This window comes from Pseudomonas gingeri (assembly GCF_013385425.1).
GTDB classification, from domain to species: Bacteria; Pseudomonadota; Gammaproteobacteria; order Pseudomonadales; family Pseudomonadaceae; genus Aquipseudomonas; species Aquipseudomonas gingeri_D.
Window position 1 is genome coordinate 507,098 of the sequence record NZ_JACAQA010000003.1, and the last position, 18,419, is coordinate 525,516.

General features: G+C 60.3%; 18 protein-coding genes. 10 read left to right on the top strand and 8 right to left on the bottom strand.

The genetic code is table 11. The features are described from left to right. Positions 1–70: 70 nt before the first annotated feature. Both HX830_RS04930 and HX830_RS04935 read right to left on the bottom strand, forming a co-directional pair. On the bottom strand, positions 71–598 hold the full coding sequence (locus HX830_RS04930; protein ID WP_152739635.1) for a hypothetical protein: 528 nt from the start codon (positions 596–598) through the stop codon (positions 71–73). A gap of 56 nt (positions 599–654) precedes the next feature. After that, positions 655–1,335, bottom strand: a complete 681-nt coding sequence (locus HX830_RS04935; protein WP_177099148.1) for a hypothetical protein — start codon at positions 1,333–1,335, stop codon at positions 655–657. 728 nt (positions 1,336–2,063) lie between these two features. Here HX830_RS04935 and HX830_RS04940 point away from each other — a divergent pair. Next, on the top strand, positions 2,064–2,342 hold the full coding sequence (locus HX830_RS04940; protein ID WP_177099149.1) for a DUF3077 domain-containing protein: 279 nt from the start codon (positions 2,064–2,066) through the stop codon (positions 2,340–2,342). 192 nt (positions 2,343–2,534) lie between these two features. Here the strand turns inward: HX830_RS04940 and HX830_RS04945 are convergent, their stop codons facing one another. Next, complete coding sequence (locus HX830_RS04945) at positions 2,535–2,876, bottom strand: hypothetical protein (RefSeq protein ID WP_152739631.1); 342 nt, start codon at positions 2,874–2,876, stop codon at positions 2,535–2,537. Positions 2,877–3,049: 173 nt separating this feature from the next. On the opposite strand from HX830_RS04945, the gene HX830_RS04950 reads away from it, so the two are divergent. Further along, a complete protein-coding gene (locus tag HX830_RS04950; RefSeq protein ID WP_103496201.1) occupies positions 3,050–3,286 on the top strand; it encodes a hypothetical protein in 237 nt (78 codons plus the stop codon). Between the two features lie 72 nt (positions 3,287–3,358). Here HX830_RS04950 and HX830_RS04955 read toward each other — a convergent pair whose 3' ends face one another. After that, positions 3,359–4,291 carry a chemotaxis protein CheV gene (locus tag HX830_RS04955; protein WP_152739630.1) on the bottom strand — a complete coding sequence of 311 codons (933 nt, stop codon included), beginning with the start codon at positions 4,289–4,291 and terminating at the stop codon, positions 3,359–3,361. A 395-nt stretch (positions 4,292–4,686) separates the two neighbouring features. On the opposite strand from HX830_RS04955, the gene HX830_RS04960 reads away from it, so the two are divergent. From HX830_RS04960 to nhaA, 3 genes are all read left to right on the top strand, one after another. Further along, positions 4,687–6,360, top strand: a complete 1,674-nt coding sequence (locus HX830_RS04960) for a methyl-accepting chemotaxis protein (protein ID WP_177099150.1) — start codon at positions 4,687–4,689, stop codon at positions 6,358–6,360. A gap of 133 nt (positions 6,361–6,493) precedes the next feature. After that, positions 6,494–7,816, top strand: a complete 1,323-nt coding sequence (locus HX830_RS04965) for a chloride channel protein (RefSeq protein ID WP_177099151.1) — start codon at positions 6,494–6,496, stop codon at positions 7,814–7,816. Between the two features lie 167 nt (positions 7,817–7,983). Then, on the top strand, positions 7,984–9,327 hold the full coding sequence (gene nhaA / locus HX830_RS04970; protein ID WP_177099152.1) for a Na+/H+ antiporter NhaA: 1,344 nt from the start codon (positions 7,984–7,986) through the stop codon (positions 9,325–9,327). A gap of 110 nt (positions 9,328–9,437) precedes the next feature. Here the strand turns inward: nhaA and HX830_RS04975 are convergent, their stop codons facing one another. Further along, positions 9,438–11,453 (bottom strand): sigma-54 interaction domain-containing protein, encoded by a 2,016-nt coding sequence (locus HX830_RS04975; RefSeq protein ID WP_177099153.1) that lies wholly within the window; start codon positions 11,451–11,453, stop codon positions 9,438–9,440. 199 nt (positions 11,454–11,652) lie between these two features. On the opposite strand from HX830_RS04975, the gene HX830_RS04980 reads away from it, so the two are divergent. From HX830_RS04980 to HX830_RS04995, 4 genes are all read left to right on the top strand, one after another. After that, positions 11,653–12,672: a Gfo/Idh/MocA family oxidoreductase gene (locus tag HX830_RS04980; protein WP_177099154.1), complete on the top strand. Its 1,020-nt coding sequence runs from the start codon at positions 11,653–11,655 to the stop codon at positions 12,670–12,672. After that, the gene (locus tag HX830_RS04985; RefSeq protein WP_103496196.1) at positions 12,672–13,460 is read left to right on the top strand and encodes a TIM barrel protein; all 789 of its coding nucleotides are present in this window, start codon (positions 12,672–12,674) and stop codon (positions 13,458–13,460) included. The genes HX830_RS04980 and HX830_RS04985 overlap by 1 nt, the downstream gene beginning before the upstream one ends. Before the next feature lie 98 nt (positions 13,461–13,558). Then, entirely contained in the window at positions 13,559–14,485 is a 927-nt protein-coding gene (locus HX830_RS04990) for a sugar ABC transporter substrate-binding protein (protein ID WP_177099155.1), read from the top strand. A gap of 138 nt (positions 14,486–14,623) precedes the next feature. Then, positions 14,624–14,812 (top strand): hypothetical protein, encoded by a 189-nt coding sequence (locus HX830_RS04995; RefSeq protein ID WP_177099156.1) that lies wholly within the window; start codon positions 14,624–14,626, stop codon positions 14,810–14,812. A gap of 381 nt (positions 14,813–15,193) precedes the next feature. On the opposite strand, the gene HX830_RS05000 is transcribed toward HX830_RS04995, so the two are convergent. The 3 genes from HX830_RS05000 to HX830_RS05010 all read right to left on the bottom strand — a co-directional run bounded on the left by HX830_RS05000 (position 15,194) and on the right by HX830_RS05010 (position 17,710). After that, a complete protein-coding gene (locus HX830_RS05000; RefSeq protein ID WP_177099157.1) occupies positions 15,194–15,586 on the bottom strand; it encodes a hypothetical protein in 393 nt (130 codons plus the stop codon). 90 nt (positions 15,587–15,676) lie between these two features. Next, entirely contained in the window at positions 15,677–16,687 is a 1,011-nt protein-coding gene (locus tag HX830_RS05005; protein WP_177099158.1) for an aldo/keto reductase, read from the bottom strand. A gap of 123 nt (positions 16,688–16,810) precedes the next feature. Next, the gene (locus tag HX830_RS05010; protein ID WP_177099159.1) at positions 16,811–17,710 is read right to left on the bottom strand and encodes a LysR family transcriptional regulator; all 900 of its coding nucleotides are present in this window, start codon (positions 17,708–17,710) and stop codon (positions 16,811–16,813) included. A gap of 173 nt (positions 17,711–17,883) precedes the next feature. Here HX830_RS05010 and HX830_RS05015 point away from each other — a divergent pair, with 173 nt between their 5' ends. Then, a complete protein-coding gene (locus tag HX830_RS05015; RefSeq protein ID WP_177099160.1) occupies positions 17,884–18,282 on the top strand; it encodes a carboxymuconolactone decarboxylase family protein in 399 nt (132 codons plus the stop codon). Positions 18,283–18,419 lie beyond the last annotated feature (137 nt).

Below are 18,419 nucleotides of genomic sequence, written 5' to 3' on the forward strand. Positions count from 1 at the left end.
CGTACAGCTGCCACCCTTCGCCTGGAAACTGTCAGTACCGATGCAAAACTGACCCACCGAAACAACCAGCTTATTGCTCCTGTCTGACGAACCTAAGACACGCAAAACCCGTCTTGATGTGCAGCTGTTGAACGGGTTCGACGCTCTCCTGAGTCCCGATTTTTTTAATAACGCCAAGCCCGCAGTAATGTTGGTCTCTGGTAAAGATGGGCAGGATGCCCGTTCTGGACTCACTCCAGAAGCCCGACTTCAGGATGTAAGTAGCCCCTTCCTGAGGCGTGAAGGAAAAAGGGATTTGACACACGCTATCCGCGAGTACTCGTCGGTACGTCAATACCAGCTCTTTGCCCACGGCTACCGGCGCTTCGATAAGACCGTCAGTGTTTGGCAATGGCGTGAAGCCCGCGTAACAACCTGATTCGTTGAAGGTCATGGCGTCCAGGGTGGTGCCATGTTCGTATGCAAGACGAACCGTCGCTGAAGGTTCGTCCGGCCGGGGGAAGAGATACTGCTGACCCTGAAGTAGTGAAGTACAACCGCTGAGCGCAACCGTTCCAGCTAACAGCGCATACCAGAAAAACTTGTTGTTCCCGTCCATCAACCGCTCCCTGATACCTTTTGAGCAAGCTTGCTCGTGATAGACGCCAACCAAGCTCAACGCACAGGATAGGCGATCATCTCCAACGGCTTGGACTTGGATTCGACCGTATAACGACCTATCTTCACCGAGGCCGAATCGCCGTTGGCCGGCCAGATGGCGTCGGCCTCTGTCTGAACCTCTTGCGTCGACAATTCTGGCGCGAGGGTTCGCAGCAACGCATAGGTCATGCAACGCATCAGCCGGAGCTGCTCCTTGGGTTGCATGAATTGCTCCCCTGTCGTCCATTGTGCTTTTACAACCCTTCCGTCTTCGTCCTTGGAAAACTTCATATCAACAGCGCCGTCCTGCACAAACATGGATTGCTGTGTCTGAGTGCCCGGTATCGAGTACGTCCCGGCACGAACATCCCTGCACGTGAAGTCCTCTTTAGCCCGCTCCTCCATGGCCTGTGACATTTCCCGAGGCGTTAATTCGAAAGACGGTGGCCTGACAAAGCCGCAGGTATAGACAAATTCGACCTTGTCGGGCCAACCCAGCCCGGCGTCATGCACCCGGTGAACGACCGCATCAAGGTAGCGCGGAGGATTGATGGAGCTGCACGTCAGTATAGCCCGGACCGTCTTGGTGACGGTGCCGTTGTGGTCGCTACTGACGGCGTAAGAGAAACTCGCCTGTTCGCCGAAGTCCTTTTTCAAGCCTTGGAGAATCTGCTTGTTTTGCTCGTCTGTGAGCATCGATGCCTGTGCCAGACGGAGACCATGGTAGAACCTTCCAAGCCTCGACCAATCGACATTGAGCCAGAGAGCAGCAGCTGACAACAGCAAAAGGATAATCAGTAAGGTACGCGTCCTGCGAGCCATAACGGGAAACTCTGAAGAGGTGCGGCCTGTATTGGCCAATGGGTTTCGGGTGTGAACGGGGGTCCATAGCAGGGGCCGCATGCTACTAATTAGCCACTGCCGTATTCAAGGCAATTCTACTGATTGTGCTGGTCTGGATAGTGCAGCAATCCGACCTATGTTGAACGCCTATGCACCGCCTTGAGTCCGTCATGACCATCTTTCGTATAGTCGCCCACCTGCCCCCCCCGCCGAGGTCGCAGTCCTCCAAAATGCCTCCTCGCCACAATCGGTAATAATCCTGACCTTGTCGCGGTAGAGACCGAACACTAGTCTTCGGTAGTCGCCGCCTATTCGGCGACCGGGCTTGGAAACCCGAAGACATAGCGCACAGGCGCTACCGGTCACGATTACAGGCATTTTTCGTCTGCAACTTTGCTGATGGCATCAGTGCGTGGGAGGACTCAGGTCCTGCCAGATCTATGCCTCCAGCTTCCAACCTGCGTATATCGCCTGGGACGAATGCGGTGGCTCTCACTTAGACGTAGGAGCTTTACCATGCACGTACTCGCTTCGCTCGACCTTCACACCTCGGACACCTTCGTAATTGCTGGAGGTGTCCAATGAACGACTATCCCCCGATCAAGACCCTCGGCGTCATTACCTTTGCCTCCTGCGGCGCGGGGGATCAGGAGTTGTTCCGAGTCAACCCCGATATTCCGATAAAGGACGCCATGGAATACGCCTCCAATCTGTTTTACTGCGCAAAGCACTTGGCCTTGGACGCTGCCATGGAGAAGGATGGGGAACGTTATGCTTGGGCGTCCCACTACCTTTGTGAAATGGGCAAAGCGGTGGTCGATGATCTGAACCAGAGAATACTGTCTCGCCAAAAGGCTTAGGCTGGGCAGCCGGCGGTAGCCTTCAGGTTGCCGCCCTCCTCCGGCGTTTCGTCCACCGAGTACCACCAGCAGGCCATACATTGCTCATCCCATAACAAAAAAAGCCCCACAACCGAATCCGGTGCGGGGCAAAAAAATGGGTCGGTTGCGGCCAACCAAAGGAGCGCGATAAAAAGCGTTTACTCGCCGACGTCAGATGCAATCCTGAGCCGCACGTTCAAAACTCGAAGGCAGAAAGTTCGACGCCAGCAAATGCCGCTCGTAGACGAACACCTTGCCACCCGTCCCAGCCTTGTGGGCTTCCAGCACGTTGTCCGCCGAGACCTTGCTCGTCACTACGATCCGGTAGCTGCGCTGGGTCTGCGAGACGGTCGGGTTCAACGCGCTGTGCTGCAATTTCGGTACGACGCAGTCGGCGTATTGGGCTGGGGTCTTGCTGGTCTGCAAGGTCAGGGTCGGGTCGTTCGGCGCGGAGGCACAACCGGCCAGCAACAAAGAGCCCAAGGCCATGGCAAGCACAAATGAAGGGCGCATCAATCTCTTCCTGAAAATAAGCAATGTGTTCGATGGCGGCGATTTTCCGGTTATTGTCGACAAAGTAGAACTTGCGTTTCGTGATGGTGAGTATTACGTCTAGCAATAGTTGTCCGCCGTGCAGGCAGCGACACACCCCATCACCACAATAAAAGACTCATAAGGAGGTCTCCTTGAGAACATTCGACCTGATCCGCGACGCCGTTTTGCCCGATTTCCGTGAGCGGGTGGCCGATTACCTGGTCCAGTACGAATCCGTACTGCTGGCCGAAAGCCCGGCCGACCCCGAGCTTCTCCAGGCCACAGCCAATCAGTTGCGCGGTTATTTGCGCGGTTTGAACACCACCCGGGTGCTGGGCATGGCGGAGTGGGAGGAGCTGGATCGGCGGGTGGTGAATACCTGGCTTTAGCGGCCAAGTATAAGTGGTGCCTCACCCGCACAAGGCCCACGGCCTCCTCCTGCATTGAGCAACGACAGACGATCAGCCCTTCCCGACCGCCTGTATACGCTCAACCACGCGACTGGCCAGGTCATCGGGGCGAAACTTGGCCAAAAAGTCGTCCGCCCCGACTTTCTTGATCATCGCCTGGTTGAAAATGCCGGATAAGGACGTGTGCAAAACAATATGCAGCTTCTGCAGCCGAGGATCATTTCTCACCTCCGCCGTCAGGGTATAACCGTCCATCTCCGGCATTTCTATATCGGAGATCATCATCAGCAGATCGTCCGCCGGCGACTTTCCCTCGTCGAGCATGCCATGCAGGTAGTCCAGGGCCTGGCGACCATCGTTGAGCGCTATCACCTTCACACCCACCGACTCCAGGCAGCGACTGACCTGCTTGCGGGCCACGACCGAGTCGTCCACCGTCAGTACCAGGAATTCGGGGGCCTTGGCATTGGTCTGGGCATCGATCACCCCCAGGGAGATGACTTCGCTGGTGGGCGCCACCTCGGACAACACCTTCTCGACATCAATGATTTCCACCAGCCGGTTATCGACCCGGGTCACGGCGGTCAGGTAATGATCGGAGCCACTGCCCTTGGGTGGCGGATGAATGTCCTCCCAGTTCAGGTTCACAATATGCTCGACCGCCGAGACCAGAAAACCCTGGGTCTTGGTGTTGTACTCGGTAATGATCACAAACGCCGAGGCCATGTCCTGGACCCCAGGCAAACCGGTAGCCCGCGCCAGGTCCAGGATCGGAATGGAGGTGCCGCGAATATTGGCCACACCGCAGACCACGGGGTGGGACTTGGGCATGATATGCAACGCCGGACAGGGCATGACCTCTCGCACCTTGAACACGTTGATGCCATAGAGTTGGTGTTCATCGAAGCGGAACAACAGCAATTCGAGGCGATTCTGCCCCACCAGCTGGGTTCGACTGTTCACGGAATCCATCAGACCTGCCATCACCACCCCCTTGAGCATTCAATTGCCAATCCCCGCCAACACTGGTCGGGAGTGGTTGGATATCGTTGGTCCGTCACCTGCGCAGTGCTTCCGAAATGCGTAAACGCAATCAGGCGGATCGCGCAATAGAGGCCGTGAGCACTGACTGGCGTTAAAAAATCATCGCTGCATGCGTGCCCCTCCACCATCGGTGCATCCCTATTTTTGGGTAGGGATAACAGGACATAGGGTAGGAAATTCCCTAGAGCGTAGCTCGTCTGATCGTTCTCCGTCTGCAAGGGGCAATGCCATCACCGTTCGAACATGAAATTCCCGTCATCCACAAAAGCGTCATAAAGCCATCATGCAATATTGTTACAACCGCTGGCGTAGTTCCTCATTAAGAGCCCGACGCCGTGAACCTTCGTTTCGCCTTTCTCCGCAAGCCCTCCCAACGACCTGCCCTGCTGCGCCGCCTGAGTATCGGCAAGCGCCTGCTGGCCAGCTTCGGGCTCTGTGCCCTGTTGCTGGTCGCCCTGGGCGGGTTGTGCCTGACGGCCATGCAGCACATTCGCCATGACGGCGAGTTGATCGAGCAAGGACCGCTGTCGAGTATCGCCCAGGCCGACGCCATCGCCATCGACCTGGCCAAGATGCGCACCGAAGCCGCGCTGTTGCTGGTGTATGCCAACGACCCGGCCGAACTGACCAACCGCAAGATCAACCTGCAACAGCTCAGTGCCGAGGTGAGCCAGGGGTTTACCGAGTACCTGGCCAAGGTTCCGGAAGGCACCGAACGGGACTCGATCAAGTTGCTGCAGGACGCTTCGCAGCAATTTGTCACCCTGTTCAAGCAGGCCATCGACCTGGTCGAGCAGAAGAAAATGAGCGAGGCCACCAACCTGTCCAACAACGACCTGGCCAACCAGGGTTCGATGATGGACATGCAGGTGCAACTGCTCCGTGAGCTGAACAAGCAGACCACCGCGCAGGCCCTGGAAAACACCGCCAGCACCTTCAAGAAGGTCCAGCTGTTGCTACCGATTGTCATCGGCGTGGCGCTGGTGCTGATGCTGTTGCAGGCCTGGCGCCTGAGCGTGAGCATCACCCGGCCGCTGCGCCAGGCCTTGCAGGTGGCCAAGACCGTGGCCGCCGGCGATCTCAGTCAATTGGTGGTCGCCCATGGCCAGGACGAAGTGGCGCAACTGCTGCAGATGCTCGGGCATATGCGCGATCAACTGCACGCGGTGATCAATCAGATCGGTGGCGCCGTCGGCCGCTTGAACGCGGCCACCCAGGAGATGGGCGCGATCATGCATGACAGCGCCCAGGACCTGCACCAGCAATACGGCGAGATTGAACACGCCGCCACCGCCGTCACCCAGATGAGCCAGGTGGTGGAGGAAGTGGCGCGCAATGCGGTGGAGACCTCCAGCGAGTCCCGCAGCTCCAGCACCGCCGTGCGCGAAGGCCAGCAACAACTGGACGAGACCATGGCCGATATCAGCGTCCTCGCCGATCAGGTCGAACAGGCCAGCCTTCGTGCCCAGGCCCTGGCGGTGGAGACCCAGGGCATCAGCAAGGTGCTGGAGGTGATCCGCAGCGTGGCCGCCCAGACCAACCTGCTGGCGCTCAATGCGGCCATCGAGGCGGCGCGGGCCGGTGACGCGGGGCGCGGGTTTGCCGTGGTGGCCGATGAGGTGCGCGGCCTGGCGCAGCGCACCGATGCGTCAACCCGGGAAATCGAAAAGATGATGGACGGTATTCATCAGGGCACCGGCGACACGGTCGTGGCCCTGGCCGAAAGCGCCGCCCAGGCCGGTCGCACACGCCAGCGGGCGCAGGTGGCCAAGGATGTGCTGGGGAGCATCTCCAGGTCGGTGGCCGGCATTGACGAGCGCAACCTGGTGATCGCCACCGCCGCCGAGCAGCAGGCCCAGGTAGCCCGTGAAGTGGACCATAACCTGGTACGCATCCGCGATCTGTCCATGCAGACCGCCAGCGGTGCGGCGCAAACCAGCAATGCCAGCCAGGAGCTGGGGCGTCTGGCAGTGGAGCTGGATGGGATGCTGGCGCGCTTTTCGCTGTAACAGGTGACGCCGCAGGTCAGGCAAGGCTCGGCGCAGGAGCATTTCGATACACGCGAAACCCGTTGGAGGGGATCGCTTATCGGGCTAATCTTGCTCCTTGCGCCGTCCTGAACCTCAACTGGAATCCTGCCGGGTGATCAAACCGTTATTGCTGCTACGTCGTCGTTTTGCCTCCCTGCGCTGGCGCACTCGCGTGACCCTCTGGGCTGCCGCGACCCTCGCCGGATTACTGGTGGTGCTGTTCGCCCGGCTGGCGGACCTTGCGCTGACACAATTTGCCCTGCACACCGCTGAACGCCCCTGGCTGCCCTTTCTCTACACGCCACTGGTTGGCATGCTGGTGGTGTGGATGACCACGCGCTTTTTTGTTGGAGCCCAGGGCAGTGGCATTCCCCAGGTGATCGCCGCCACCCGCCTGGCCCACAAGGGCGCGCCGGTCAACCACTTGGTGTCGTTGCGTATCGCCTTCGCCAAGATAGGCCTTGGCACATTGGCGCTGACCGGCGGCTTTTCCGCGGGACGCGAAGGCCCCTCGGTCCAGGTCGCCGCTTCGATCATGCATTTCTTTCATCGCTACCTGCCCAATGCACGCATTATCCGTAGCGAAGACCTGATCCTCGCCGGCGGCGCGGCGGGCATCGCCGCCGCGTTCAATACGCCCCTCGCCGGCGTCGCGTTTGCCGTGGAGGAGCTGGGACGCAAGCTGGAAACCAGAACCAGTGGCGTGCTGCTCAGCACCATCATCCTGTCGGGCATGGTCGCCATCGCCTTGCAGGGCAACTACAACTATTTCGGTCACTTCAACGTTCAGGAGATCACACTCGACATCGCCCTGGCGGCGCTGGCAACGGGTGTCGGCTGCGGGCTGCTGGGTGGTTTGTTCAGCCGCATGCTGCTGTGGCCCCAGCGCCATCGTCATTTCATCATCTGGGAGTGGCGCCGCACGCACCCGGTCTGGTTCGCAGGCGTCTGCGGGCTGCTGGTGGCGATCCTCGGTTGGTTCAGCGGCGGTATGTCATTTGGCAGCGGTTACAGCATCACCACCCATATCATTGCGTCCGATACCGGCCTGCCTTGGCACGCGCCTGTCACGCGTTTCCTCGCCACCCTCGTGACTTATTTTTCCGGTATTCCCGGCGGCATTTTTGCCCCGTCCCTGGCCGTCGGCGCCGCCGTGGGGGCCAATGCCGCAGACTTTTTCGGCCTGGCCGCGCAGCCGATGATTGCCCTGTGCATGGTGGGTTTCCTAGCCGCCGTGACACAGTCCCCCATCACTTCCGCGATCATTGTGATGGAGATGATCGACAGCCATGGGATGGTGATCAGCCTCATGGCCGTTGCGCTGATTGCCAAGGCGGTCAGTTCACGGATGAGCCCCGAGCTGTACCAGCAGATGGCCCGGGGGTTTCTTCAGTCTTCGGACGATGGCAGCGCCTCTAAAAAAGAAACCCCATAACCCAGGGCTGGGTCGCGACGAGCCAGCAGGCCTCCATCGAGTCGCGTGGCACAGGGGATTTGCATCTCGCCCATCAGGTTCTTATCATCGCGCTGGGTGCGCTGCTGCATACGGCACAGCGCAGGTTAAAGCATAAACGTTGGTCGGGCCGCCAACGGAGAATTGCTGTGCCTGAAAGACACCCAGCCTCGCCTTCCATCCCTCGCCCGCAGGCTCTGACCGAACGCGCCTTGTCGGCCCTGGAGCGCTTCTCGCATATCGAAGCCGTCAGCGGCATCGTGCTTCTGCTGGCCGCGATTGCGGCCCTTATCTGGGCCAACAGCCCCGTCGCCGACTCCTACGAACATTTCTGGAACACCCCGCTCACCGTGGGCCTGGGCGACTTCACGGTCTCGCGCTCACTGCACTTTCTGGTCAACGATGGACTGATGACCATCTTCTTCCTGGTGGTAGGGGCTGAAATCCGCCAGGAGATCAAGGACGGGGCACTGGCCAACCTGAAGCTGGCCACCCTGCCCCTGGGTGCCGCCTTGGGCGGCGTGCTGATGCCGGCGATCATCTACACCCTGCTCAACCACGGTACCCCGGCAGCCAATGGCTGGGCCGTACCCACCGCCACGGACATTGCCTTTGCCGTGGGTGTCCTTGCCCTGTTGGGCAAATCGATTCCAAGCGGCGTGCGCGTCCTGTTGCTGGCCCTGGCAATTATCGATGACATCGTCGCCATCCTGATCATTGCCCTCTTCTATGCCGCCAGCCTGGATTACCTGGGACTGGTGATCGCGGCCGGCGGCCTGTTGCTGGTGCTGGTGTTTCAGCGGATGGGCATCGGCAAGGCCTATGCGTACCTGCTGCCGGGGGCTATTGTCTGGTTCGGGCTGTTGAAGACCGGCGTGCACCCGACCCTGGCAGGCGTGATGCTCGGCCTGATGACCCCGGTCAGCTCCCGGCCCGCCAAGGAACAGCCGCTGGAGACTATCGGGCGGACGTTCCAGGAGCTGATGGATCGATTTTCCGCTTCGGGCGATAGCCCACAGACCGTAGCCAAACCCCTGAAGCAACTCCGGCAGGCCCAGCGGGAAATGTTGCCGCCGGTCCAGCGCGTTCAGGCCGGGTTGCATCCGTGGGTAGCGTTCGGCGTCATGCCGCTCTTCGCGCTGGCCAACGCGGGCGTCAGCCTGCAGGGGGTCAATCTGGACGATGGGCTGTCCCTGCATGTGTTCATGGGCGTGATACTGGCGCTGGTACTGGGCAAGCCCCTGGGGGTCATGCTGGCCAGCGTGGTTCTGGTCAAGCTGAACATCTGCAGGCTGCCTGAAGGCGTGACCTGGAGTGGTGTCGCCCTGGTCGGCCTGCTGGCGGGTATCGGATTTACCATGTCGATTTTCATTTCGTCGCTGGCGTTTACCGACCCGAGACTACTCTCGGCGGCCAAACTGAGCGTGCTCGCTGCGTCGTCCCTGGCGGCGGTGTTGGGGTTGCTCTGGGGGAGGACCCGGTTGAAAGGATAAATGGGTCGCCGGCGTCGGCAAGACGGACGACTGGAACCGCACCCTCGATGCCCGACGTGGCCAAGGGCATTACGGCGTCACTTCCAAGGCAAGCGGATCGAGCCAGCAGCTCAACCGCTTGCCGCATCACGAAACGCGTCGGCGTTCAGTCCGAAGCGCTGCATCTTGTTGTACAGCCCGCCACGGGAGACGTTCAGTTGCCTGGCGGCGACGCGGACATTGCCTCGGGTGTCCTTGAGGGCCGCGATGATCGCGTTCATCTCATGGGTGCCCAGGTCCAACGCCGCCCGGGGCTCAGGAACACGGCCCGGTACCGGCGGCTGGAGCCGCTGCTTGATTTCAAGCGGCAGGTCGCCCGGCTGGATCAACTCGGTCATCGCCAGGTTGGTCGCGCGCTCGATGGTGTTCTCCAGCTCGCGGACATTTCCCGGCCAGTGGTAGGCCAACAGTATCTCCAGGGCCTCGGGGGACAGGTCCAACACCGACTTGCGTAGCGACTGGGCACAGCGACCGAGAAAATATCGCGCCAGCAAGGGAATATCCTCGCGGCGCATCCGCAGCGGCGGGACCGTCAGGTTGAGGACATTGAGGCGGTAGTAAAGGTCTTCGCGAAAAGCCCCATCGGCCACGGCCTGGCTCAGGTTGCGGTGGGTGGCGGCGATAATGCGCACATCGACCCGCTGGGATTTTTTCGCCCCTACCCGCGTCACCTCGCCCTCCTGCAAAACCCGCAGCAAGCTGACCTGGGCTTCGAAGGACATATCGCCGATTTCGTCGAGGAAGATGGTACCCCCATCGGCCAGTTCGAACTTCCCGGCCGAACCGCCACGGGCCGAGCCGGTAAAGGCGCCCTCGACATGACCAAAGAGTTCGCTCTGCACCAGGTCGCGGGGAATGGCGCCGCAATTGACCGCGACAAACGGACCGCTGCAACGCTCGCTGGCGTTATGGATCGCCTGGGCGAACAGTTCCTTGCCGGTGCCGCTCTCCCCCAGGATCAAGGTGGTGGAATCACTGCGACTGGCGATCCGGCCCAGGTGCAAGGCGTCCTGGATGGCCCGCGAACTGCCCTGGATGGTTTCGAAGGTGTAACTGGCCTGGGTGCCGATAATGCGTCGGGTAATTTCTCGGATACGGCGGTTCTCCCGCAGCGAAACAATCCGTCCGCCCTGCTCCAGTGAGCACACCGACACCAGGCACGCCAGGTGGCTGCGGTCAGGCAGCTCGAAGGTGCAGTCCAGATCCCGCAGTCCCTCGCCGCTGCGCAATAACATTTCGGCGGTCAGCTCGCTCTGCCCCAGGCGCTCGAACGGACTGCCCAGCAGGTCCCGGCCGACGCGAAACAGTTGCCGGGCATAACGGTTGAGCGCCTTGATGCAGCCGCGCTCATCAAGCACCACCAGCCCTTCGTTGAGCACCTCAAGGACGGCTTGTTGTTCATCCAGCAGGGTCTGCAAGGCCATCTGCCGCGACACGGCTTCGGCCGCCGCCTGCACGGTACCCAAAGTATGGAAATGGAACCAGCCCGGCTCCGCGGTCAGGGTCAGCATGGCCAGTGTCCGGCCCTGGGCATCGCGGATCGGTGCGGCGGCACAGTGCATGCGCCGTCGACGCAGGCCAGTGCCGAAATTTTCCTCGGCCAGCACGTACATCAGGCGGTCTTCGGCCAGTGCCAAGCCCGTGCAGTTGGTGCCCTGGACCGACTCCAGCAATCGGCTGCCCACGGGTGTGAGGTCCAGGCCGCAGAAATACAGGGTCGTTCCTTCGGCGTCCGTCAGGTTGATATGACCCCTGGGGTTGTAGGCCAGCAACCCGCGCATGACTTCCGCGGCGGCGGTGATCAACGCGCGATTGGCCGACAGCGTTGCGGTCAGAGCCTGCGGAGCCACCAGACGATACTCGCCGTCCTCGGGATCGAGACCGGCACTGACACTGCGCCGCCAGGAGTCCCAGATCACCTGCCTGACCCCTTCCGGTCGATCCTGATGCCCTTGCCGGCAAGCCAACCAAGCCTGCTCCAGGGCGGCAATCGGCCCCTCGCTCAAGGATGCGGGACCCAAGGCGGTCAGATAGTCGAGATCCTGCGCACTGAAGGCCATCAGTTGTGGGTTCACCGTCATCGACATCCGCCTAAATGTTCATATTTTTGACATGTCAGTATAGACATGTCATCCGATTGAACAATCACTTCAAACACCCATAGATAAATCCGTTAAATATCAAGTAGTTAAATATTGGCACAGCCTTTGCTCCCATGCCTTGTACCAGCCACGGCATTGCCTGCTGCCAAGCCCTATGAACAACAATAAGACGGAGTCATTTTTCATGAGCACATCCAAGATCATCCGCCTGGGACTTATCGGCGCCGGTCGCATGGGCAGCTTTCATGCCCAGACCGCCGCCCGGCACATTCCCGGTGCCTGCCTGAGTGCTATCGCCGACCCGGTGCCCGGCCAGGCCGCCCGCCTGGCGGCGGAGCTGGGCGTGGCACGGGTCTATACCGATCCACAGCAACTGCTCGATGACCCCGAGATCGACGCCGTCCTGATTGCCGCCCCGGCCCGTAGCCATGCCGAACTGGTGATCAGCGCCGCCCGCGCCGGCAAAGGCGTGTTCTGCGAAAAACCCATGGCCATCACCCTGGATGAAGCCGACCGCGCCATCGCCGCCGCCGCCGATGCCCGCGTCACGCTGCAGGTCGGCTTCAACCGGCGCTTTGCCAGAAGCTTTCGCACCGCCCACCTGGATGTGGTCGCCGGCCGTATCGGCACGCCGCAACTGCTGCGCTCGCTGACCCGCGACCCGGCGCTGAACAACCCGGCCGCCTCACCGCAGTGGGTGATCTTTCTCGAAACCCTGATCCATGACTTCGACACCCTGCGCTACCTCAACCCGGGCGCTGAAGCCGTCGAGGTGCATGCCATGGCCGATGCCCTGATCGCCCCGGAGTACAAGGACAAGGGCCTGCTGGACACCGCCGTGGTGACGATCCGCTTCGACAACGGCGCCATCGCCACGGCCGAGGCCAACTTCCAGGCGGTGTATGGCTACGATGTGCGCGGGGAAGTCTTCGGCAGCGCCGGCATGCTGACCATGGGCAACGTCAATGACTCGGACCTGGTGCGCTATCTGGCCGGCGGTATCCAGGCCGACACGCTGCGCCTGGACACCGACCTGCTGCGTGATGCCTACATTGCCGAGCTCAATCACTTTGTCGGCTGTGTACGTTCCGGGGAAAAACCCCTGGCCAGCGGCGAAGATGCCCGGGCGGCACTGGCCATTGCCCGCGCCTGTATCGAGTCCTTCCAGCAAGGTAAAACCGTACGTGTGCAAGGAGCCCATTGATGAGCTTTTCACCCTTCAAGCTGGCGATCAGCGCCGAAATGGTTTTCCTCGACCTGCCGTTTACCGAGCGCGTCAAACGCATTCATGCACTGGGCTTCAGCGCCGAAATCTGGGACTGGACAAAAAAGGACATCGCCGCCCTGGTCGCCACCGGTGCCGACTTCACCTCCATGACCGGCTATATCTCGGGCAACCTGACCGACCCCGAAGAGATCCGCCAGTTGCTCGACAGCGCCCGGGAATCCCTGGCCGTTGCCGCGCAACTGAACTGCCCGAGCCTCAACCTGCATGGCACGGGGTTGGGCGACAAGGGCCTGCCGGTCAAACCGGTGGCCTGCACCACCGGCCGCATGTGGTTGAGCGCCTGCAAGACCCTGGAAAAAATCGCCCGCCTGGGTGAAGACGCCGGCCGGGTGTTCCTGCTGGAAAACCTCAACACCGAGGTCGACCACCCCGGTACCCCGTTCGCCCGCGCCGATGACACCCTGGCGCTGATCGAGGCTGTGGGGAGCCCGCATCTGAAGATGAACCTTGACCTTTACCACGCGCAGATCGGCGAAGGGAACCTGATCGAACTGATCCAGCGCGCCGGCCCCGCCATCGGCGAAATCCAGGTCGCCGATGCCCCCGGACGCAAGGAGCCCGGCACCGGCGAGATTCATTATCCGGCTATTGCCAGGGCCTTGTTCGGCATGGGATATACCGGCGTGGTCGGGCTCGAGGGTTGGGCCAGCGGCGACAGCGAAACGGCACTTGAGCGCTTTCGGCAGGCGTTCACGCTTGATTGAGGACCGGTACTTCCGGCGGATTCAACTTGCAGTGCGCCGGAGGTCTTCATGTTTGATCTTGATGAATTTCAACTCATAACAACAAAAGGAAAACCATCATGCGTCGCTACACACTGCTTTTTGCCACGCTGTTACTGCTCTTCAGCCAATGGGCCAGCGCCGGTTATCGCATCGGCGTCAGCATTGCCCGGGTTGACGACAACTTCATGACCTATGTGCGCAATGGCCTGGAAGCCGCCGCCAAACAGGAGGGCGTGCAGATCCAGTTCGAGGATGCCCAGGGCGATGTGGTGCGTCAGCTCAACCAGGTCGAGGGCTTTCTCGGCCAGAAGGTTGATGCGGTGATCGTCCTGCCGGTGGACACCTCCGCCACCGCCAATATGACCCGCGCTGCCGTCGAGGCGAAGACCCCGTTGGTCTACGTCAACCGCCACCCGGACGAACGTACCCTGCCCAAGGGTGTGGTCACCGTGGCGTCGAATGATATCGAGGCCGGGCAACTGCAGATGCGTTATCTGGCCGAGAAGCTGGGGGGCAAAGGCAGCCTGGCGATCATCATGGGCGACCTCGCGCAGAATGCCACCCATGACCGAACCGAGGGTGTGAAACAGGTGCTCAAGGACTATCCCGGGATCAAGATTGTCGAGCAGCAAAGTGCCGAGTGGCAGCGCAACAAAGGGATGGACCTGACCAGCAACTGGCTGTTGGCGGGCACCCACTTCGACGCCATTGTGGCCAACAACGACGAGATGGCCATTGGCGCCGCCATGGCCTTGCAGCAGGCCGGCAAGGCCAAGGGTGAGATTGCGATTGTCGGCATCGACGGCCTGCCTGACGGCCTCGCGGCCATCAAGCGCGGGATGCTGATAGCCTCGGTCTTCCAGGACCCCAAGGCCCAGGCGACCGTGGCGGTCCAGTCGGCGATCAAGATGATCAAGGGCGAAGCGGTTGAACCGGATGTGTGGGTGCCGTTCCAGCTGATCAAGCCGGAGCAGGTGGCGATGTTTGAGCAGCACTACAAGTAGTGTCGAATTGGAGGGTGGCGCAAGGCCCCCTCCTTTGAATCACGTTCGCACTCTGCTCAAGCGCTTATGGTACAGATGCTCTGCGAAGGACCACACAGCAAAGAACGCAGCGAACGAAAATAAGAACCACGAGAAAAATTGGCCGGTTTTGTCGCTAACCAAGCGTTGCATTTTGATGCAGCTGGCTGCATCCCAACAACGCGCGGCACAGAACTCGATGCCATTGATCCGGCATGTCAACACGTTGCCTGCAAGATGGCTCAGCTCAATGGGCTGCCCCTTGAGCAGGCCGGATCTATTGCTGAAATTGCTCAGTCTGACGACTGAAAACACCTGATAGCTCCCAGTTTCCAGGTTCTTTGTCACGAGGTCCACACCGGGGCCCCGATGATAGGCTACATGGTTGAGCGTCCCATTGAACAACTTGACTGTCTTTCCTTGAAGACCAAAATCCGAATGGGACGGAAATAGCTGAAAGGGCAAGCTGAGTATGCATAGAACCATGCAGAACAAGGCGTAGCGCCCTGCTCCATTCAACGAGCTGTACCTGATCAAATCGCATTATCCCTTGCTGAATTTATTTGACCCAACGCTTAAGCATAAGTAATGGCTAGACAATATCAGACACAACATGGCCTACATGTGCGGCATTTGGCTTGATTCGCCTCCATCCGAAGGTCGTTCAGCAATCATTCAGTTTGATAGGACTTACGAATCGAGGCGCAGACGGCTTGGCGTCGCCTGCCAGACCCTAGGCGAAAGCAGCATAACCGCGACAAGAAAGGCCACCTGAGACAGATAGAAAGACGCCAGCCACTGCTGATTCAGCGCAACGTAGTAAGTGTTATGGGCAACGTCAGCCACGATAATCGCGGCGGTCAGGGCAATGCCGGCCCTGGGCTTGATGAATAGCAGCAGCGCGGCCAACGGATCAAGGAAGGTCAACGCGCCCCAGAACACACGGCTGGCCCAGTGCGCACTTTCCCCATACCCGTAGTCCCAGAAGAATCCGTGCTGAAAGTCCGCTCGCAGGTGGTTGGCGGTGGCAACCAGCAGACAACATGCGAACAACACGCGGATGACGAAAGACAACCTGGGCATAGCGTGATTCGCTTGTGTGAAGTGGGCCCGACAGGATATCGGGCAATCACGCTACTTTCTCCAAGAATCGACAAGGTATTACCCGGTCATTCAAAGCACCCTGCGCCCCTCCACCGGATACCCCGGATCAGTAAAGCCATGGGTCGACGCATGCCCAGGCACAACAAGACCATCAACCAATTTCTCGTCATCAGGTCCCAGTTCCAACCCAAGTGCCTCCATGTAGCTATCCCAATGCGCCTCGGTACGCGGCCCCGCGATAGCAGCGCTGATCAGCGAGTTTCTCAACACCCAGGCGATCGCAAAGGCAATGGAAGTGGTCCCACGCTCCGCCGCATGACGGGCAATGGTCTGGGCAATTGCCAAGGACTCAGGACGCCATTCGGTCTGCTGGATACGCTTGTCGCCACGCCCGGCGCGGGTGTCCGCGGGAGGTGGTGCATCCGGTGCATATTTGCCGCTCAACACGCCACGCGCCAATGGACTGTAGGGCACGACACCCAACCCATAATTACCCGCCACCGGCAGTTGCTCGACTTCCGCCATGCGGTTGACGATGTTGTACAGCGGCTGGCTGACCACCGGCCGCTCGATGCCCAGTTGGTCGGCGATACGGACCATTTCGGCAATGCGCCAACCGTGGAAATTGGACACACCGTAATAACGGATCTTGCCTTGGCGAATCAGATCGCCGACCGCACGAATCCCCTCCTCCATCGGTGCGTCAGTCAAGGCACGGTGAAAATACAGGATGTCGATATAATCCGTGCCCAGGCGCTTGAGGCTGGCTTCGACGCTTTGCATGATCCACTTGCGCGACTGGCCCTGTTCGTTCGGGCCGGCGGTCGCGGACGACGGATAGCCAAACTTGGTGGCCACCACCCAACGATCACGCTGCTCGGCAATCGCACGGCCCACCACTTCCTCTGAACGGCCGGCATGATAGGCATCGGCGCTGTCGATAAAGTTGATACCGCTGGCACCGGCCTTGTCGATGATGCGCCGGGAGGTCGCCTCGTCGGTCTCACCGCCAAACATCATGGCGCCCAGGCACAGGGGAGAAACTTTCAAGGCGCTGCGGCCCAGATAGCGGTAGTTCATCAGTCACCTTCCATCAGCGTTGAAACAGGATGGCCGAGCAGGTGCCCAAAGCCGTGACGTCATCCTAGTCACAAGCCGATTGATGATTAAGACCAAAAAAACGCATTCGATCATGAGCCAGACTCATGAGTCTTCGGAATAACGCAGGGCCGCGATCACCAAGGCCAGCGCCCGGGACGACTGCCGACGGCTGGGGTAGTAGATATGCAACCCGGGAAAGGTCGGAAACCAGTCTTCGAGTACCCACTGCAAGCGCCCGGCGGCGACATGGGGCGCGGCAAGGTCCTGCGGAATGAACGCCAGCCCGCAGCCGCTGAGGGCCGCTTCGAGCATCTGATAGGAACTGTTGAAGGTCAGTTGTCCCTCTACACGCACCTGCAGTTCGGTCTTGCCCTTTTTCAGTTCCCAGGGATAACAACCGCCGTGGGTAGGCAGGCGCAGGTTAATGCAATTGTGCACGGCCAGATCTTCGGGCTTGCGCGGCGCCGAGTGAACTTGCAGGTAGGACGGTGCAGCAACGATAACCATCCGCAGATCCGGCGCGACGCGTACCGCGATCATGTCCTGGGCCACCTGATCGCCCAGGCGTACGCCAATGTCGTAGCGCTCGGCGACGATATCGGTCAACCCGTAGTCGGTCATGATTTCAATCTTGATATCGGGATACTGCGACATGAACGGCGCCAACCTCGGCCATAGCACGCTGTTGGCCGCGTAATCGGTGGCGGTGATACGGATGGTGCCGCGCGGGCTGTCGCGTAATTCGGTGACCTCGGCCAACCCGGCATCGATCTCCTCAAAGCGCGGAGCCAGGTTGTTGTACAGCTGCTCGCCCGCCTCGGTTGGCGCCACACTACGCGTGGTGCGGGTCAGCAGACGTACGCCGAGGCGTGTCTCCAAGGCGCGGATGGTGTGGCTCAGGGCCGATTGTGAAACACCCAGCTGGGCGGCGGCGCGGGTAAAGCTGCGCTCGCGGGTCACGGCGAGAAACGCCAGCAGATCGTTGTAACTTTCCCGGGCCATTGATGAGTTCCTGCCATGAATAGCCGGGATTATAGCGCCATGGCCTTTCGAGCACTCATGAACTGCACTCATGACTTCATGCCGGTTGATGACCTTAATGAATCTATCCGAGCCTCTTAACATGGGATACGGCTGCTACCGCGGCATTGCCTTTCATCCCTGGAGTCGACTCAATGAAAATATTAGCCAGCGCCTTCGCCACCTTGTGTTTCTCGACCCTGGTCGGCGCCGACCAGGGCCTGCCCCGCCCCGATCCAAAACCCTCGCCGGAAGTGCTTGAAGTCACTCCCCAGCTCTACAACTACACCACCCGGTTACTCTTCGGCGAAGTCTGGAAACGCGAGGAACTGGCGCCCCGCGACCGCAGCCTGATCACCGTGGCTGCACTGATCGCCCAGGGTCAGGCCGCACAACTGCCTTTCCACCTGAACCGGGCGATGGACAACGGCCTGGCTCAAACGCAGGCGGCAGAAGTAGTGACCCACCTGGCGTTCTACGTGGGTTGGCCAAAAGCGATGTCGGCGGTGCCAGTGTTGAAGGAAGTGTTCGATACCCGGGACAAACAAGGCTGATTGATGAATTTGCCTCACAAGGCAAAACAGGTTTGGTTGGCTAATCAATCCATTGCTCGCCCCGTATATTGATCCGGCCCAACAACCGGGCCTACCGGCCTCGGCCATTCAGGTAGACGTAACGGACGCCCCAACGG

What these genes read in the sequence shown, in the direction of transcription:
- HX830_RS04975 (WP_177099153.1), bottom strand. Translation starts at nt 11,453, where the DNA reads ATGTCGATGACGGTGAACCCACAACTGATGGCCTTCAGTGCGCAGGAT.
- HX830_RS04940 (WP_177099149.1), top strand. Translation starts at nt 2,064, where the DNA reads ATGAACGACTATCCCCCGATCAAGACCCTCGGCGTCATTACCTTTGCC.
- HX830_RS04945 (WP_152739631.1), bottom strand. Translation starts at nt 2,876, where the DNA reads ATGCGCCCTTCATTTGTGCTTGCCATGGCCTTGGGCTCTTTGTTGCTG.
- HX830_RS05010 (WP_177099159.1), bottom strand. Translation starts at nt 17,710, where the DNA reads ATGGCCCGGGAAAGTTACAACGATCTGCTGGCGTTTCTCGCCGTGACC.
- HX830_RS04955 (WP_152739630.1), bottom strand. Translation starts at nt 4,291, where the DNA reads ATGGCAGGTCTGATGGATTCCGTGAACAGTCGAACCCAGCTGGTGGGG.
- HX830_RS04985 (WP_103496196.1), top strand. Translation starts at nt 12,672, where the DNA reads ATGAGCTTTTCACCCTTCAAGCTGGCGATCAGCGCCGAAATGGTTTTC.
- HX830_RS04935 (WP_177099148.1), bottom strand. Translation starts at nt 1,335, where the DNA reads ATGCTCACAGACGAGCAAAACAAGCAGATTCTCCAAGGCTTGAAAAAG.
- HX830_RS04990 (WP_177099155.1), top strand. Translation starts at nt 13,559, where the DNA reads ATGCGTCGCTACACACTGCTTTTTGCCACGCTGTTACTGCTCTTCAGC.
- HX830_RS04980 (WP_177099154.1), top strand. Translation starts at nt 11,653, where the DNA reads ATGAGCACATCCAAGATCATCCGCCTGGGACTTATCGGCGCCGGTCGC.
- HX830_RS04930 (WP_152739635.1), bottom strand. Translation starts at nt 598, where the DNA reads ATGGACGGGAACAACAAGTTTTTCTGGTATGCGCTGTTAGCTGGAACG.
- HX830_RS05000 (WP_177099157.1), bottom strand. Translation starts at nt 15,586, where the DNA reads ATGCCCAGGTTGTCTTTCGTCATCCGCGTGTTGTTCGCATGTTGTCTG.
- HX830_RS05015 (WP_177099160.1), top strand. Translation starts at nt 17,884, where the DNA reads ATGAAAATATTAGCCAGCGCCTTCGCCACCTTGTGTTTCTCGACCCTG.
- HX830_RS05005 (WP_177099158.1), bottom strand. Translation starts at nt 16,687, where the DNA reads ATGAACTACCGCTATCTGGGCCGCAGCGCCTTGAAAGTTTCTCCCCTG.